General features: G+C 40.6%; 16 protein-coding genes. 12 read left to right on the forward strand and 4 right to left on the reverse strand.

What is annotated here, in order from left to right; genetic code table 11:
• Window positions 1–77 precede the first annotated feature (77 nt).
• Both QFZ73_RS20560 and QFZ73_RS20565 read left to right on the forward strand, forming a co-directional pair.
• Window positions 78–1,426 (forward strand): IS3 family transposase gene (locus QFZ73_RS20560; RefSeq protein ID WP_307270088.1). Its coding sequence is split into 2 segments (ribosomal slippage): window positions 78–522 and window positions 522–1,426, totalling 1,350 coding nucleotides; the frame shifts between segments, so codons are not numbered across the junction.
• A 184-nt stretch (window positions 1,427–1,610) separates the two neighbouring features.
• Entirely contained in the window at window positions 1,611–3,149 is a 1,539-nt protein-coding gene (locus tag QFZ73_RS20565) for a rhomboid family intramembrane serine protease (RefSeq protein WP_307270091.1), read from the forward strand.
• Here QFZ73_RS20565 and QFZ73_RS20570 read toward each other — a convergent pair.
• Entirely contained in the window at window positions 3,144–4,001 is an 858-nt protein-coding gene (locus QFZ73_RS20570; RefSeq protein ID WP_251430910.1) for a hypothetical protein, read from the reverse strand. The genes QFZ73_RS20565 and QFZ73_RS20570 overlap by 6 nt on opposite strands.
• A 214-nt stretch (window positions 4,002–4,215) precedes the next feature.
• Here QFZ73_RS20570 and QFZ73_RS20575 point away from each other — a divergent pair, with 214 nt between their 5' ends.
• The 5 genes from QFZ73_RS20575 (at window position 4,216) to QFZ73_RS20595 (ending at window position 10,113) form a co-directional block, all read left to right on the forward strand.
• Window positions 4,216–4,425 carry a YqgQ family protein gene (locus QFZ73_RS20575; RefSeq protein ID WP_076365307.1) on the forward strand — a complete coding sequence of 70 codons (210 nt, stop codon included), beginning with the start codon at window positions 4,216–4,218 and terminating at the stop codon, window positions 4,423–4,425.
• Window positions 4,426–4,439: 14 nt separating this feature from the next.
• A complete protein-coding gene (locus tag QFZ73_RS20580; protein WP_307270095.1) occupies window positions 4,440–5,411 on the forward strand; it encodes an ROK family glucokinase in 972 nt (323 codons plus the stop codon).
• A 189-nt stretch (window positions 5,412–5,600) separates the two neighbouring features.
• Window positions 5,601–7,454, forward strand: coding sequence for an LTA synthase family protein (locus tag QFZ73_RS20585; RefSeq protein ID WP_307270098.1), 1,854 nt, complete (start codon window positions 5,601–5,603; stop codon window positions 7,452–7,454).
• A gap of 147 nt (window positions 7,455–7,601) precedes the next feature.
• Window positions 7,602–8,768: a M14 family metallopeptidase gene (locus QFZ73_RS20590; RefSeq protein WP_307270101.1), complete on the forward strand. Its 1,167-nt coding sequence runs from the start codon at window positions 7,602–7,604 to the stop codon at window positions 8,766–8,768.
• A gap of 172 nt (window positions 8,769–8,940) precedes the next feature.
• The gene (locus tag QFZ73_RS20595) at window positions 8,941–10,113 is read left to right on the forward strand and encodes a YqgU-like beta propeller domain-containing protein (RefSeq protein ID WP_307270104.1); all 1,173 of its coding nucleotides are present in this window, start codon (window positions 8,941–8,943) and stop codon (window positions 10,111–10,113) included.
• 41 nt (window positions 10,114–10,154) lie between these two features.
• Here QFZ73_RS20595 and QFZ73_RS20600 read toward each other — a convergent pair whose 3' ends face one another.
• A complete protein-coding gene (locus QFZ73_RS20600) occupies window positions 10,155–10,328 on the reverse strand; it encodes a DUF2759 domain-containing protein (RefSeq protein WP_034308396.1) in 174 nt (57 codons plus the stop codon).
• 233 nt (window positions 10,329–10,561) lie between these two features.
• On the opposite strand from QFZ73_RS20600, the gene QFZ73_RS20605 reads away from it, so the two are divergent.
• Both QFZ73_RS20605 and QFZ73_RS20610 read left to right on the forward strand, forming a co-directional pair.
• Window positions 10,562–11,188, forward strand: coding sequence for an MBL fold metallo-hydrolase (locus tag QFZ73_RS20605; protein ID WP_251430925.1), 627 nt, complete (start codon window positions 10,562–10,564; stop codon window positions 11,186–11,188).
• 364 nt (window positions 11,189–11,552) lie between these two features.
• The gene (locus QFZ73_RS20610; protein WP_307270117.1) at window positions 11,553–12,653 is read left to right on the forward strand and encodes a class I SAM-dependent methyltransferase; all 1,101 of its coding nucleotides are present in this window, start codon (window positions 11,553–11,555) and stop codon (window positions 12,651–12,653) included.
• Window positions 12,654–12,706: 53 nt separating this feature from the next.
• Here the strand turns inward: QFZ73_RS20610 and QFZ73_RS20615 are convergent, their stop codons facing one another.
• Together QFZ73_RS20615 and QFZ73_RS20620 are read right to left on the reverse strand one after the other, a co-directional pair.
• Window positions 12,707–12,949, reverse strand: coding sequence for a DUF2626 domain-containing protein (locus tag QFZ73_RS20615; RefSeq protein ID WP_076365317.1), 243 nt, complete (start codon window positions 12,947–12,949; stop codon window positions 12,707–12,709).
• Window positions 12,950–13,034: 85 nt separating this feature from the next.
• The gene (locus QFZ73_RS20620; RefSeq protein WP_251430930.1) at window positions 13,035–13,736 is read right to left on the reverse strand and encodes a helix-turn-helix transcriptional regulator; all 702 of its coding nucleotides are present in this window, start codon (window positions 13,734–13,736) and stop codon (window positions 13,035–13,037) included.
• Window positions 13,737–13,951: 215 nt separating this feature from the next.
• On the opposite strand from QFZ73_RS20620, the gene QFZ73_RS20625 reads away from it, so the two are divergent.
• From QFZ73_RS20625 to comGB, 3 genes are all read left to right on the forward strand, one after another.
• Window positions 13,952–14,332, forward strand: coding sequence for a Spx/MgsR family RNA polymerase-binding regulatory protein (locus QFZ73_RS20625; protein ID WP_251430933.1), 381 nt, complete (start codon window positions 13,952–13,954; stop codon window positions 14,330–14,332).
• 94 nt (window positions 14,333–14,426) lie between these two features.
• Window positions 14,427–15,512: a competence type IV pilus ATPase ComGA gene (gene comGA, locus QFZ73_RS20630; RefSeq protein WP_373458958.1), complete on the forward strand. Its 1,086-nt coding sequence runs from the start codon at window positions 14,427–14,429 to the stop codon at window positions 15,510–15,512.
• Complete coding sequence (gene comGB, locus QFZ73_RS20635; RefSeq protein ID WP_307270131.1) at window positions 15,496–16,530, forward strand: competence type IV pilus assembly protein ComGB; 1,035 nt, start codon at window positions 15,496–15,498, stop codon at window positions 16,528–16,530. Before comGA ends, comGB begins: the two co-directional genes overlap by 17 nt.
• The last annotated feature ends 13 nt before the right edge of the window (window positions 16,531–16,543 follow it).

The raw sequence follows: 16,543 nt of genomic DNA on the forward strand, positions 1-16,543 counted from the left end.
GGCATTTTAAAAAGGAACCTGATCTGAACTGCACCCCAATTGTTAGACAACATCTAACAATTGGAGGTGCAGTTTTTTTGACTAAATATACGATAGACGAAAAATCAAATGCAGTTTTAGAGTACTTAGAAGGGAAAAAATCCTATAAATCCATTGCTCAAGAAAGAAATGTAGGTTTATCCCCTCTGAAAAGATGGGTCGCTCGCTATCTAAAACATGGGATGGAAGGACTTGTTTCATCCTATACAAATTACACTTTGCCCTTTAAACTAGAAGTACTTAAATATATGAACGAATATGGGGCATCGATCAACGAGACCGCTGTACACTATAACCTTCCTTCTGATTCTACACTTTTGAATTGGGCAAATCAGTTTAAGGAAGGAGGTATAGACGCCCTTAAACCAAAGAAAAAGGGGCGTCTATCCATGAAAAAAGAAACTAAGAAAAAATCGCCAGCTAATGGCTCTCAAGAAGCACTTCTTGCCGAATTAGAATACTTACGTGCAGAGAATGCCTATCTAAAAAAGTTGAATGCCTTAGTTCAAGAAAAGGAAGCCTTACAAAGAAAGAAAAAGCGAAAGTAGTCCATGAACTAAGGAAACAATTTGATTTAAATCTGCTTCTATCCATTTCTAAAATGGCACGGAGTACGTACTATTATTGGGTAAACGCCTTCGGGCGTGAGGATAAATACACAGAAATTAAATCCCTTATCAAAGAGATATTCCATACGCATAAAGGGCGTTATGGGTATCGGCGTATCACCCTAGAATTACGTAACCGAGGTGCTCGCATCAATCATAAAACAGTTCTCCGATTGATGAATGAACTAGGATTGAAGTCATTAGTTCGCATGAAGAAATACCGTTCGTACAAAAGGAACATCGGCAAGATTGCGCCCAACATTCTAGCACGTGATTTCAAGGCGGCAAAGTCCAATGAAAAATGGGTGACAGACGTCACAGAATTCCATCTAGCTGGGGAGAAACTATACTTATCGGCCATTCTAGACCTGTTTAATGGAGAAATCATCGCCTATAATATCGAATCTCGTCCTGTTTATCCGCTCGTTTCCAAAATGCTGGATAAAGCCTTTGATCGCTTGGAATCGAAAGATTCACCCATTCTCCATTCAGATCAGGGCTGGCATTATCAGATGAAACAATACTCGCATGATTTGAAAAAACATAACATTACACAAAGCATGTCCCGCAAAGGAAATTGTCTCGATAATGCGGTCATTGAAAACTTCTTTGGCTTATTAAAATCCGAATTACTCTATCTTCAAGAATTTGAAAGCATGGAGCATTTCAAACAAGAACTAGAAGAATATATCCATTACTACAATCATCAACGAATCAAGGTAAAATTAAAAGGCATGAGCCCGGTAGATTACCGGGTTCATGCCCTCAAGGCTGCCTAAGTAAATAAAATGTCTAACTTTTTGGGTTCACTTCAATCAGGGGTTCCTTTTTTATTTATAAGGATCGGGGAGGGTGGATTTTAAACAGTCTCCTTTTTTACTTTTTACATGATTTCGTCTATAGTTTTAATTAAAGAAACAGGAATTGTAGAAGCTTAAGTTTCATTGGAAAGTGGGGAAGGCATTGGGATTTAAAGAGGATTATTTGTTTTGGGAAACCATAAGGGAGTTGTCTGCCCATTATGATTATCGAATGATCACTGTCACGGAAAACCATCAGGAGATTTGGCTTGAGAGCGATAAGAATAAGGAGTTTCCAGTCATAAGACTCATTCGACATGATTTGGATTGGGCTAATTGGCTGAAACGCGATATCGACCGAACATTGCAGAATGGGGAAAGAATCAGAAGGAAATTATACAGAAAGCCCATAAACATATTAAGTATCTATGTCAGTAAATTCGCCCCGGTGGATGATCATGACTTTAGTTCACGGGTGGCCTCCTTTAATAAAACGAATGTTAACACGTTTCTTCTAACTTGTGAAAACTTTCATGATTCGTTGCAAAACCTTGAACATGTTTTGAAAAAACCACTTTCAATTCAAATTCTTGAAGAAAATGAAATAGATGAGGAAAAGGTTCTCGCAGTAAAGAAGGACGCCATCTCGCAGTCAGTCAAAAAGGCTAAGGCTGAGCAGAAGGTATTTCAAAATGCCAATAAGCCATTCTTTACATATATATTCATGGCGATACAAATAGCTGTGTTCATCCTGATGGAGTTTAATGGGGGCAGTACCAATTCCAAAACCTTGATTGAGTTTGGCGCTAAATTTTCCCCTTATATCATACAAGGGGAATGGTGGAGGTTCCTTACACCGATCATCGTCCATATCGGGTTCATTCATTTACTGATGAATACATTTTCATTGTATTTGATCGGTGCTGAAGTTGAAAGGATTTACGGTAATGCCAGGTTCCTTTTCATCTATATATTCGCTGGTTTCGCTGGAACTCTAGGCAGCTTCATCATGACCCCGAATCTTTCCGCAGGAGCGAGCGGAGCCATTTTTGGCTGTTTTGGGGCACTTCTGTACTTTGGCATCGTCTATCCGAAATTATTCATGCGCTCGATGGGTTCATCGGTGATCGTGTTGATCATCATAAACTTAATATACGGTTTCACCGTTTCGGGAATTGACAATGCAGGGCATATCGGAGGTTTGATCGGAGGGTTCTTGGCTGCTGGAGTGGTCCATTTGCCAAAATCCAAGAATATCTTTCGGCAGCTGGCTTTTCTGATAGGGACGGGGATACTGACCTATGCCCTGCTTCAATTTGGTTTCAATCATCAGGAAAGTGCAGCCATAGATGATAATACCATGGCCATGCTGGCCCAAAAGTATATTGATGATGATGAAGAGGATAAAGCGGAAAGGATGTTACTCAAATATGTTGATGCAAATCCTGATGCACCGCTATCGCTGTTTATGCTAGGAAATTTATTTTATGATAAAGAGGACATTTACAAAGCTAGGGATTATTATGAAAAAGCGATTGAAAGTAATCCGGATTTGCATGAAGCCCATTACAATCTTGCCTTAGTCTACATGAATCTCGATTCATTCGATCAAGCTAAGGAGCAAGCTGATAAGGCTATTGAGCTTGCCCCGGATAATAAGTCATACACTAAACTGCTGGCAGAAATTGAAAAGCAACTATAACTTTTGACGCAGCATGATTGGGGTACCGTCTTTCAGGGTAAACAAGACAAGTATTTCACTTTGATTTTTCGCCATAAGCAATAGGGGGATGGTGCTACCTTGTGGACTCACAGTGGATCCATCCTCCTTTTTTATTCCCAGCACATAATTTTTGTAAAGTCCTTCCCACAGTTTTCCCACAATTTCTTCCCGTTTGAATTGGGGGAAGGCAGCAAGCCATTGATTTTTCTTTGAGGGCAGATCTGTTAAAGAGATGATTTTGTACTGATCCAGATTAACCTGAAATGCTTGACCGGCTTTCTCCAAACCATTTCGAACCGTTTGATCTGTCAAGCCGTCCAGCGTTTTTTTCCATTGAACCTGTTCTTCTGAAAGGGGACGGTGGAAAAATTGAAAAACCGGTGTCGTTACTGTATAGAGTTTATCTTTACTGAGCTGCTGGGCACTGGTGAAAATTGTGTCACTCGGATGAACCTCGGCATAATGGAACGTTACCGCTTCATAGCGCCCACTCTCGGATTCTTTAGATTTCGCTTTTTGAGAGAGTTCTTGTTTATTTTGGCGCCAATTTTTTAAAGCTCCTGCCAATTTTCCATTTTTGTACAAAAGCGATACGTCCTGACGTAAGTAAGCAGGCCGGTCCAACGAAGAATCCACCCTCCAAGTGATGGTATAGGTGGAATCCCCGGTACCCTTCGGAGTCAGGTGGGTGGAAGCATGTTCAAAATGGAGCGAGGAATCGATGGGAAAAAAAATGATGGTTTCCTCTGTCTGTTTATGATTTGATAAATATAGGATGACAAAAATGGTGGTTAAGACCAAAAAGACGGTATACTTCAATTGTACTTTCATTTTTCCCCTCCGTTTTCACGCGTGATGAATGGTTTAAAAACATTAAGGTGCTAAATTAAATCGAAAGAGTCCACATTCTTGATATTTCATCATATGAATACAGTTGGACATGTATGAGGGGGATGGGGCAAATTATCAAAAGGGGTAATGGGCGCTTGTTACGAAGAGGCTGATTCGATATACTTTCATATAGAAAAGAGTAAAGAGGTTTACTATGAAAACATATTATGATCTTCAACAATACTTGAAAAGATTCGGTACATTTATCTATATTGGTGATCGCTTAGCCGAGCTTGAACTGATGGAAGCCGAAATAAGGGAAATCCACCGTATGCAGATGATGGATACGAAAGATTATCAAATGGCGATCCTATTAATTAGGCAGCAATTGTCTCTTGAAAGGGAAAAACAGAAAAAAAATTGATAAAAAAGGTGAGAATGATGGAAAAGTGGCTGATGGGTGTGGATTTAGGCGGTACAACTACCAAACTGGCTCTGATCAATTTATACGGAGAGATTATTCATAAATGGGAAATCAGCACGGACATCTCCGAAAAGGGAAAATTCATTACGATTAACATAGCCAAAGCAATTGATGCGAAGCTCATGGAACTTAATGAACCGAAGAGTAAGATAGTAGGGATAGGGATGGGTGCTCCCGGCCCTGTGAAATTTGTTAACGGTTCCATATATGAAGCCGTCAATCTAGGCTGGAAGGACTATCCTTTAAAAGATTTATTGGAGGTGGAGACATCTCTTCCAGCTGTGATCGATAATGATGCCAATATGGCAGCTTTGGGAGAAATGTGGAAAGGTGCCGGTAATGGTGCCAAAGACCTCGTTTGTGTCACTCTGGGAACGGGTGTAGGCGGCGGGATCATCCATAATGGTCAAATCGTCCATGGTACCAGTGGGGCTGCTGGAGAAATAGGGCATATAACGGTCGTAACGGACGGAGGGGCACCATGCAATTGCGGCAAGACCGGTTGTTTGGAAACGGTTGCTTCAGCCACGGGAATCGTCCGTACGGCTTTAGAAGCCTTGAATGCCTCAGATGATAAGTCAATGCTTCAGCAGAAAGTCGATGAGGGAAACGCGGTTACATCCAAACTGTTATTCCAATGCGCTGCAGCAGGTGACCCTTTGTCCAAAGCTGTGGTGGATAAGGTAGGGAATTACTTGGGGCTGGCACTATCACATGTTGGGAATGTCATGAATCCAGATAAAATCGTCATTGGTGGGGGCGTTTCACAAGCGGGAGACATTTTGCTTGAACCTGTCCGTTCTGCCTTCGGAAGGTATGCATTCAAACGGGTTAGTAAATCAACGAAAATCAGCCTGGCCACACTAGGCAATGATGCAGGGGTAATAGGTGCAGCCTGGCTCATTAAAAGCCAACTGAATACTTGATTGACCCGTTGCTGCCCTGTGGCAAACAGGGTTATAAGAAAAAAAGATGGAATCTTCAAAAAAGTTCCCTGTTTTTGAGGGGTGGGGGCAACCGTTCCTGCTTTTGCATAAAGGGGGGAAAACCATGACCCATGATTGAGGCGCTCTGGACCCTGGCTCCAGCGCTTCTTCGATGAGGAGGGACCAGGATTGAAAAGGGTCGTCAAAAAACAGGGATATTCATTGTTTTGGGCCGTATTATTTTCACTTTGGCTTAAAACATATATTGCTTATAAAACAAGTTTTGAGATAGGCATTGATAATTGGCTCCAGGAGTTCATACTATTCATCAATCCTGTCGGTTTCCTTTTACTTACTCTTGGCGTGAATATATTTTTAAAAGAAAATAGAAGGACGGCATACTTATTGACCATGAGTTTTCTCATCACCTTCGTCCTCTTTGCCAACCTTGTTTTTTTTCGCTTTTTCAATGATTTTTTAACCATTCCCGTTCTTTTTCAAACGAGCAATATGAACGACCTTGGAAGCAGTGTACATGAATTGATCAATCCGAGTGACCTCTTGTATTTTGCCGATATCCTGTTCTTGATGCTTCTGCTGAAATACAAACCAAAAACATTCCATGAATGTCGATACAATCCCCAGGACCGTAAATTCTTTATGTTAATGGCTTTAGGAGTGACATTTTTTAACTTAGCTTTAGCTGAAGCGGCGCGCCCTGAACTCCTGACAAGAACGTTTGACCGTGAAATCCTCGTTAAGAATATCGGTACGTACCATTATCACCTCTATGATGCAATATTACAGACGAAATCATCAGCTCAACGTGCCCTTGCGGATGGCAGTGAATTGTCGGAAATTGAAAATTATGTCCGTGCCAATCAAAAAGAGGTAAATGATGATCTTTATGGTCTGGCAAAAGGCAAAAATGTGATACTTGTATCATTGGAATCCACTCAAAGCTTTGTCATCAATAAAACTGTCAACGGTGAGGAAATCACTCCTTTTCTGAACCAATTCATTAAAGAGAGCTATTATTTCAATAACTTTTATCACCAAACTGGCCAGGGGAAAACATCCGATTCAGAATTCATTATTGAGAATTCCCTCTATCCTTTAGGTAGAGGTGCAGTATTTTTCACTCATGCCCAAAATGAATACAAAGCCACCCCCGAAATCTTAACGGAAAAAGGTTACTATACGGCTTCCTTGCATGCCAATAATAAGAGCTTTTGGAATCGTGACATCATGTACGATTCTCTTGGGTACCAACGGTTTTATGATAGTGATGAATACAAAATTTCTGAAGGGAATTCCATCAATTGGGGTTTGAATGATAAATCGTTCTTCAAGCAATCAATCTCTCACTTGAAGAGGATGCATGAGCCTTTTTATGCCAAGTTCATAACGTTAACCAATCATTTTCCATTCACATTGAATGAAGAAGACCGTACATTGGAACCATACGCTTCGAATTCCAAAACATTGAATCAGTATTTTCCGACCGTACGTTATACGGATGAAGCCTTGGAACGGTTTATCGGCGACTTGAAACGTAATGGATTATACGAGGATTCCATTATTGTACTATATGGAGACCATTATGGAATTTCGGAAAATCACAACTCTGCCATGAGCCAGTTCCTTGGGAAGGAAATCACGCCTTTCGAATCCATCCAACTTCAGCGTGTCCCGCTCATCATGCATGTCCCCGGGCAGGAGGGAAAAACGATTTCCACCGTTTCCGGCCAAATTGATGTAAGGCCGACTCTCCTTCATTTATTGGGAATTGAAAATGATGATTATATCGAATTCGGCAAAGATCTATTTTCTGAGGAGAAATTAGAATTCACCGTTCTTCGCGATAGCAGTTTCATCACGAAGGATTATCTCTATACGAGGGATACCTGCTATGATAAAAAGACTGGAGTGGCGACTGAAAAGGATTCATGTGAGAAGTTTTTGGAAAAGGCAAAGCAGGAGCTTGATTACTCCGATAAAATCATTTACGGGGATTTGCTCCGATTTTATGAGCAACGCTGAAAAAGAAACCTGGCGCAATCCAGGTTTTTTTGTTTATTTCAGGAAAATCAGTACAGTACCATTACAATTATGAAACACGTGAGACTTCCTGCACATCTTTCAGTCTTTCCCTTCATAAAGATAAAACAATGAAAGGGGCGGAGCAGAATGAAAGTTGTGAGCAGAAGCGGGGATGATTTGGCATATTACAGTCAATTGTTCCAAATTCCCCGGGTTTTGATTGAGGATGCCAATCCCGCCATTACTGGCGGGGTTTTGCTAAATGGCATGGAAGTACAGATACCTGGATACATTGTTCAGGAAGAGTCCCGGTTAGATATCGATTTTAACGAAATCGCTTTACAATATCACCTGCCCATCGATGGGATATTATTGTTGAATCAAGATGGACAAAGACCTTTTTCCGTACCCGTCCGGGTGATGAACCCGATGATTGTCACCGACAAGCCCTATGAATATCAATCACTTCTTGACGATCTTGATATTCTATCTTTTCATTATCCCTTTATTAAGGTTGAATCGATCGGGAGGAGTGTGTTGGGAAAAGAACTCCTTGAGGCAAGAATCGGTCAAGGTGAAAAAATCATACATTATAACGGTTCATTCCATGCTAATGAATGGATCACTTCGGCGGTTTTGATGAAATGGCTGAATGATTTTCTGCTGGCAGTAACGAATGATCGTACACTATGCGGAATGGATTGTATGCCCTTCTATCGGGATATGACCATTTCGATGGTTCCAATGGTGAATCCGGATGGAGTCGAGCTAGTCCTGAAGGGGGAGGAGGCAGCAGAGGGGAAGGTTGATGTTTTAAAAATAAATAATGGTAATCCTGCCTTTTATGCTTGGAAAGCCAATATCCGCGGTGTAGACCTGAATAATCAATATCCTGCCAATTGGGAGATTGAAAAGCGTAGAAAGATTCCTAAAGCCCCTGCCCCGAGAGATTTTCCAGGAGAGACCGCGTTATCGGAACCAGAAGCATTGGCCATGAAGGAGCTGGCAATAAGACGGAATTTTGAAAGAGTGCTTGCACTTCACACCCAGGGAAAAGAATTCTATTGGGGATATGAGGGACATGAACCTGAACATGCAGCGAATGTTGCGAGGGAGTTTGAGGAGCGCAGCGGATATCGGGCCGTACAATACGTTGACAGCCATGCTGGGTATAAAGATTGGTTCATTCAGGAATTCAAACGCGGCGGATTCACAATCGAACTGGGAAAAGGCATCAATCCGCTTCCGCTATCCCATTTGCCTGGTATATATGAAGATTCTGTCAAGATTTTGATGGCAGGCCTATATATGTGATGCATCCCCCTAAGGAATATACTTCCAAAAAAATATAAGAACATTATCCGCCACATTTTCTCTTTTTTACTTTATAATGAAAGACAGTAAGGACTCGATTGGTTAATCCTTACTCTCTTTCTAATGTCTTGCTCACATATGCCAGGCGTTTTAGTTTTGAAGTGGGAGGTGTGTGGAGATTAAAGTATCCAAAGCGGCACTTTGTATGCGGCTTTCCATTTGTAAGTTGTTGTGTTTCGTCCCATTATTTATCTCCACTATCCTTCTTATCTCGGCTTGTGAGCCTTCCAAGGACCTTAGTAAACCCGTAAATGATACGGAAAAAGAACACTCCCAATCTAACCTGGAAACTTCAGTAAGCAATTTAAAGGTCCCGACTTCAGAAACGGAAAAAATCGAAGCCATTTTTGGATGGCTGGATTCTAAAACCATTTTATATTCTGTGAAGCGGGATGGTAATGAATTATCCCAGTTGATGGCATGGAATTTGGAAACGAATGTTACTTCCGTCTTCTATCAGCCGGCTTTTGCGTTTTCTGAAGTATCGATCAGTCCGTCTGGTACGCATATTTTGTTATCGTCCTTCACCTCTTCGGGTAAAGCATCAATCACAATACTTGATAAAACGGGAAATCCACTGTATTCCGTGGCGATACCAGCCTATGAATTAGCTTATGAGTGGAATTCATATAAAGATGGCCGGTTGTTTTTATCGAGTTTTTATGAAGATTGGACGTACAACAGTTATATGTTGAACCCAGATGAACAAACAATGGAAACATTGGACTTTCCGCAGCCCTTTGCTCAATGGGCAAGTGAAAATGAATTGATGTTTCTCGATTGGGACAGGGAAGAACCTGCTTTGACGGCTCCCCTAGAAAAAAAAGCGCTGAATGAGGATGGAGCTGACAGCCTGATGCTCGATGTCATTCACTTTAAAAAAATGAAACAAGCGCTGATGACAATTCAAGTGGAGACAGAAAAACAAGATCGCGGTACATATGCATTTTATGATCAAACAAACAAGCCGATCCACTCTTTTTCCGTGCCACTATTGAAAAGCTTTTCAGATTGGGTGATTCCATCCTATGATTTCATTGAAAAAAACAAGGAATTCATAACGTTTATTCCAAATGAATCAAAAGATGTGGACCAATATGAGGGAAGGTTTACCTTAACTAAATTTAATTGGGAAAAAGGCACACAAGAAGAATTGATGAAGGACATGGAAAATGAACCATTAAGCTGTGCGCTTGATGGCAACTTCTGCTTATATGGATATCAATTTGAGAAAATCATTGATATGAAAACCCATCAAATACAAAGATTGTTCAAACAAACATGATGACCTAAAACAAAAGCTCGCCGGATGGCGAGCTTTTTTCTTCAGTGGGCAACCGGAAAACCGCTGTTGATGACAGTCATGACAGTGAACCAGCCAAACACGACTGCACTGCCGGCTGCAAAAATGAATCCTAAGAAGTTTCTCTTTTTTAATGAGGTAAACACAGCTGCTACTCCTAAAATAGCCACAAGTCCGAAAACAACCATTAATATCATGTCAAAACCCCCTTTTTTCGTAATGGATACCTAATCCCTAATAATATACCCAGAGAATAAAGCAACTACCAAAAATATGTAGAAAAGATTGCATTTGTTAATATCTTATTATTTTTTCAATTATTTGTCGAGGTTTAAAAGGTGACACTTCTATGACTTGAGTAAACTGGATTAACATTGGCGCTTGAATTAGTGTAAGATGAAGATAGAAAATCATATTGGAGTTGATGGAAATGAAATGGACACAAATTCCTCTAGGCCCTCTGCAAACGAATTGTTATGTAGTTTCCGATGGACAGGATTGCATCATTTTCGATCCGGGTGAAGAGCCTCAGAAAATCATTCAGTACATACAAACAAAAAAATTAAAGCCTTTGGCGATTTTATTGACACATGCGCATTTTGACCATATCGGTGCTCTTGATGCTATTCGGGATCATTATGGGATACCTGCATATATTCATGAAAAAGAGGCAAAGTGGCTTCTTGATCCCGCATTGAATGGTTCCCAAAACTGGTTCCCAGAAAATCCAATGCGCATGAAGCCTGCCGATCACATCCTGGCATATGAGCAAGAACTTACTATTGGAGGATTCACTTTCGAAGTATTCGAAACCCCCGGACACTCACCAGGGAGCGTTTCGTATTATGCGAAGGAGCAACGTCTTCTCTTTTCAGGGGACGTCTTGTTCCAAGGAAGCGTTGGCAGAACCGATTTAATAGGGGGAAGCGAGGCAGTGCTGTTAAATAGCATTGAAACGAAGCTGCTGACACTTTCTGATGATGCTATCGTTTTTCCTGGTCATGGGCCTGTCACGACCATTCTGGATGAAAAGAATACCAATCCCTTTTTGAGATAATGACTTTTGCAGGTGCCATATGGCACCTGTTTTTAAGTTCTTAATTATGTAAAAATATTGAAATGGGTCATTTCCGGAACTATACTGAATATAAAAAAAGGTCTTCCCTAGTGTGCATGACTTTTCTGATTCTGCTCTGAAGTAAGTTGAATATTTAAATATTTGTTGGAAACATACATTTTGTAATGATGCACTATTATGACTGCGAGATAAAAAATTGAACATTTTGTGAACTTTAAAATTGGATTTTGAGTATGATTGTCGATAAAAAAACTTATTCATGTCAGCGCACCTAGCTTTATAAAGAAAAGGGATCGTTTAATTTTCAATATGATGGAAGATCATGGAGACGGAGGCTATTGTGTTGAAAAATCACTTGAAGGAATTGATAGCAGGAAGCCCCCAAAAAAGAATCTCCTTTCATGACTATATGGATGCTGTTTTATATACGCCAAATATAGGTTACTATGCACGCGCAAAAGAGAAGATTGGCTCAAGAGGGGATTTTTATACGTCTGGCAATGTTGGTGATGCATTTGGGAGATCACTGGCCAGATGGTTCGTTTATTTGATAAAAAGGTGCGGAGTTTCACCAAGAATCATCGAGGTCGGCGCAGGGGACGGTAAGCTGGCATATGACATCCTCGTTTTCATAAAAGAAATGGAACCGCAGATATGGGACTCTCTGACTTATATCCTTGTGGATGGCAGTCCATTTCATAGAAAGATTCAGCAAGAGCGTATAGGGATGTTCAAACAGGCAGTTTCTGCTGCCAGTTTAGAAAAATGGACGAATGTAAATGGAATCGTCTTTTCAAATGAACTTTTCGACGCGTTGCCAGTACATGTCATTGAAAAGTATAAGGGAGCCCTGGTAGAAGTATTCGTCACTGAAAAGGAAGGCGATTTGGTAGAAGAGAGGGAACCTTTGGACAACCCTGACATTCTATCTTACCTTACAGAACGAACTATCACCTTAAATGAAAAACAACGATACGAAGTTCCATTAAAAATGGTCCGTGAATATGAGAAGATCGTTTCCTGTATCGAATCGGGTATTCTCCTTACAATTGATTATGGCTATACCGATAGGGAATGGAAGGAGCCAGCTCATCTTCAAGGGAGCTTGAGGGGCTATTATCAGCATCAAATGATTAAAGATGCACTTATGTATCCTGGTGATATGGATTTGACGACACATATCCATTTTGACACATTAATAGATATTGGAAAAAGAAAGGACCTTTCCAATCAGGGGCTTTTTCTTCAAAATGAATTTTTGCTTAAAGCAGGGATACTCGAGGAATTGAAGGACCATCAAGGAACTGATCCATTTTCGAAAACGGCAAAGCGTAATCGTGCAATTCGGGGGCTAATCGTTCCAGGAGGATTTAGTGAACATTTCAAAGTGTTGCTTCAATCGAAGGATTTAGCGGAAGGTGTAAGAATATTTCCTGAATGGTGACAAGTAAAAACCCATGAATGCAAAATTCATGGGTTATGTAATATTGCTTGTTCTTAATGCGCAGTACCCGGAGTCATCATAAATACGCTCCAGTAGGAAAATCCTGCAAAGAAGACGGTAAGATAGGCGCCGAAAACATAAATATACATGCGCTCAGATAATTTCAAATAACTTAAAAGTACAAAAAAGATCGTTTGTGCAAAGAAAAGCAAAGACGTTTGATGCATATGGCCAAGATAAAAGAAAATTGCCATAATTCCTGTCCAAAATCCACATACTCTGAACATGCGTTCCACCCGAATCCCTCCTTATGTCTAGTCGTGTACATTCTAAATAATTATAAATGAAATTGTAAGGTAATGTAAAGGATGCCTTTTGTTTCTATGTGAGAACCGAAGCCTGGTAAGAGCATGTTGCACAATTGGACATCATATTTTCTAATTCCACAAGATTGACATTCTCAAACAAGGCTTCGAACATACCTTTTAAAAGTGAATTATGCATGGAGCAGATTGTTCCTGGCTCCACTTCAGTAACTTCCTTAAACGGGCAATTGAAGATATGGAAGTATATTTTGTTTTCTTCTTCGCTTGCTTGAATATCAGGAGATAACCCTGCGATGGTAGCCGCCTTTTTAAGCATGTTGACTTTTTCCGCAAAAGCAAGTCGATCGATCGTCGTCGATTTCAGGGCTAGTTGCTGATTGATCAATTCCTCCCCGAATACTTTCCCCGTTTCATAAAGAGCCTGTTTTCCTTGTTCCCCTAATGTCATCATCGTCTGGATGGCAATCCTTGAAAGCAGCTGATAGTCCCTATATGGAAAATGAAGCTGAATGATTTTATCGGATAATCGATAAAGTCTGCTGGGGCGACCGCCTTTCCCGGTCTTTCGGGCATCCGAGGTCAACATATCGATATCCTCAAGTTTTGACAAATGGAGACGGGCAACATTTGGATGGATGTTAAATGAATCGGCGATTTGCTGTACCGATACATCACCATGGTTGTTCACAATATGCTGATATATATAATATCTGGTGGGATCAGCTAACACGTTTGTTATTTTTAACGTTTGTTCCATTACACCCTCCTGCTATTCCATAGTTTTCCTATGTTCATTATAATGCAGGCAGAAAAAAATGGAATAAGAGAAAGGGCAAACTCCCTTTAGTTTAAAAAAAGTTCACAATTGAAACCGTTTTACAAAGCAAATATCTATACATTGATTATACAAATATTATACAATAATTATATAGGTTAATAATGTATACAAAATGTGAACGGAGAGTGATTAGTATGGCACAGTTAACTTTCTTTTCGTATCCAAGTTGTACATCTTGCCGCAAAACAAAAAAATGGTTAAGGGCCAATCAAGTTTCCTTCGATGAGCGGCATATATTCAGAGAGACTCCAACTGTAGCAGAGTTAAGAAGAATTCTTGAATTGACATCGGAAGGACTTGATGAAGTCCTGGCAACAAGAAGTGAAGCTTACAAAGACTTACATGTTAATATTGGCGAAATGATGCTTTCTGATGCCATCCAATTATTAACAAAAGAACCGAAGTTAATAAGAAGGCCCATCCTCATAGACGGGGAAAAACTGGTGATTGGTCATAATGTAGACGCATTAAGGAATTTGATTTCCCATAGGATTGATTTGAAAATGAGCATGTGAGATGATTCTCGAAGTTTTTTCGGGAATTTTTTTATTCTGAAGCAGGAATTTGTCGTGGATTGTCGAATCCATACAACAAGAAACATAGGAGGTGATGAATGAATTGATATCGATTGAAAAGACCGCAGAAAAAATACTAACCAGTGCAGTACAGGAATCGGCATCGGATATCCACATTTTTTTTCGCAGAGAGGGACCTCTCATCCAATTTAGGATAGACAATAAGCTTGTTCCCCAGGAAACATTATCATTCTTTGAAGCTGAAAGGCTGATCGCTCATTTGAAGTTCCTTGCCTCGATGGATATAGGGGAGAAAAGGAGGCCCCAAAGTGGTGCCATCACCATCAATTTGGCTAACCAGGTGGTCGGACTCCGCCTTTCCACTTTACCCACTGCCCATCTCGAAAGTTTGGTCATCCGCTTAATACCCCAACAGAATATCCTTCCTCTCGAACAGTTATCCTTATTTCCAAACACCGTTCAAAAATTGATTGCACTCCTGAAGCATTCCCATGGCATGCTCATATTTACCGGTCCGACGGGCAGTGGAAAAACCACAACACTATATTCCCTGCTTCACCATGCCCATGAGATGATCAATCGAAATATTATTACACTTGAAGATCCCATTGAAAATGTATCCCAAAAGGTATTGCAGGTCCAAATCAATGAAAAGGCGGGCATTACGTATTCTGTCGGTCTAAAAGCTGTCCTGAGGCATGACCCTGACGTGATCATGGTTGGGGAAGTCAGGGATGCAGAAACTGCCAAAATTGCAGTGCGTGCCGCATTAACCGGTCATTTGATACTTACAACCATGCATACAAGGGACGCCCAGGGCGCCATCACCAGGTTACTGGAGTTTGGTGTCAGCTTGCTTGAGGTTGAACAGAGTTTGATTGGCGTGACAGCACAGCGGCTGGTTGAGTTGCGATGTCTTTCCTGTAAAGGGGACTGTGCTTTAGCTTGCAAAATGACTGCCAGGAATAAAAGGGCAAGTGTATATGAATTGCTATATGGAAAAAGCCTGGCTGAGGTTCTCCGGATAATGGGAGATGAAAAAGGAAAGGCAACGGTCAGCTACCGCCAATTGAAGGATGAAATCGGAAAAGCGGTTGCGATGGGCTATGTGGATTCTCAGGAATATGAACGGCTGGTATACCATGAAACCAAAAAGTAAATGGAAGGTAAAAGAGCAGGCGGTCTTTATTTCGAAACTAGGTGAATTATTGAATCATGGTTATCCTTTGGCGGACGCTTTACATTTTCTTGAGTTTCAGGAATCAAAGAAGAAAGCGGAAGACTTCACTCAGGCTAAAGCCGATTTAAGGAACGGTTACCCGTTGCACATGGTGCTGACCCATCTTAATTTTCATCCGCAGCTTGTAAGTTATATATTTTATGGAGAACAATATGGTGACCTGGAACGGGCATTGAAAGAAGGAGGGCGATATTGGAAGAAAAGAACCGAGGATATGGATAAAGTAAAAAAGTTAATGGTGTATCCCATATTCTTAGTCTTTTTTGTAAGCATCGTCTTTTATATTCTTCAGAGTGTCCTCCTTCCAAAATTCCAGACAATCTATTTAACGATGGATGTCGATCAGCATACACTTTTAAGATTAATGTCAGCCTTCACATTCATTCTTCCTGTACTCCCCTTTCTTTTACTCGGATTGCTCCTATTCTTGTATGTACTCAAACGATTTTGGTTTAACGGATTGTGCCCATTAAGGCAGCGGAGGATTTTGATGGGAATTCCGATATTCGGGACTTTCATCAAATTATACGAAACTTATTTTTTTGCTAGCCAATTCAGTGGCTTACTTTCGGGAGGGCTATCGATAAACGATAGCATCAAATTATTCTCGATAAATCAACAGCAGCCTTTTTACCAAAAACTATGCGCGATCATTAAGGATGATCTGATCGAGGGCAGATCACTTGAAATCATTTTTCGGGAGCTCCCATATTTTGATGGGAATTTACCGATGGTCGCTGCAAATGGTCAAAAATACGGCAGACTTGATGCGGAGCTACTCCATTACAGTCGTTTTATACTGGAGAAAATTGAAGAGAGAATGAATGCAATCTTGAAAATCATCCAGCCTCTTTTGTTTTCACTTATAGGTCTTTTGATCGTGTTCATTTATTTGGCGGTTTTGCTGCCGATGTTCTCACTGCTCGAAGGTATATAGGATTTTATTTTTG

Origin of the sequence: Peribacillus sp. V2I11 (assembly GCF_030817135.1) — a bacterium.
Classification (GTDB): domain Bacteria; phylum Bacillota; class Bacilli; order Bacillales; family DSM-1321; genus Peribacillus; species Peribacillus simplex.

Coding starts and splice junctions, on each gene's coding strand:
- QFZ73_RS20570 (WP_251430910.1), bottom strand. CDS start 4,001: ATGAAAGTACAATTGAAGTATACCGTCTTTTTGGTCTTAACCACCATT.
- QFZ73_RS20575 (WP_076365307.1), top strand. CDS start 4,216: ATGAAAACATATTATGATCTTCAACAATACTTGAAAAGATTCGGTACA.
- QFZ73_RS20580 (WP_307270095.1), top strand. CDS start 4,440: ATGATGGAAAAGTGGCTGATGGGTGTGGATTTAGGCGGTACAACTACC.
- QFZ73_RS20590 (WP_307270101.1), top strand. CDS start 7,602: ATGAAAGTTGTGAGCAGAAGCGGGGATGATTTGGCATATTACAGTCAA.
- QFZ73_RS20600 (WP_034308396.1), bottom strand. CDS start 10,328: ATGATATTAATGGTTGTTTTCGGACTTGTGGCTATTTTAGGAGTAGCA.
- QFZ73_RS20605 (WP_251430925.1), top strand. CDS start 10,562: ATGAAATGGACACAAATTCCTCTAGGCCCTCTGCAAACGAATTGTTAT.
- QFZ73_RS20620 (WP_251430930.1), bottom strand. CDS start 13,736: ATGGAACAAACGTTAAAAATAACAAACGTGTTAGCTGATCCCACCAGA.
- QFZ73_RS20625 (WP_251430933.1), top strand. CDS start 13,952: ATGGCACAGTTAACTTTCTTTTCGTATCCAAGTTGTACATCTTGCCGC.
- comGA (WP_373458958.1), top strand. CDS start 14,427: ATGAATGAATTGATATCGATTGAAAAGACCGCAGAAAAAATACTAACC.
- comGB (WP_307270131.1), top strand. CDS start 15,496: ATGAAACCAAAAAGTAAATGGAAGGTAAAAGAGCAGGCGGTCTTTATT.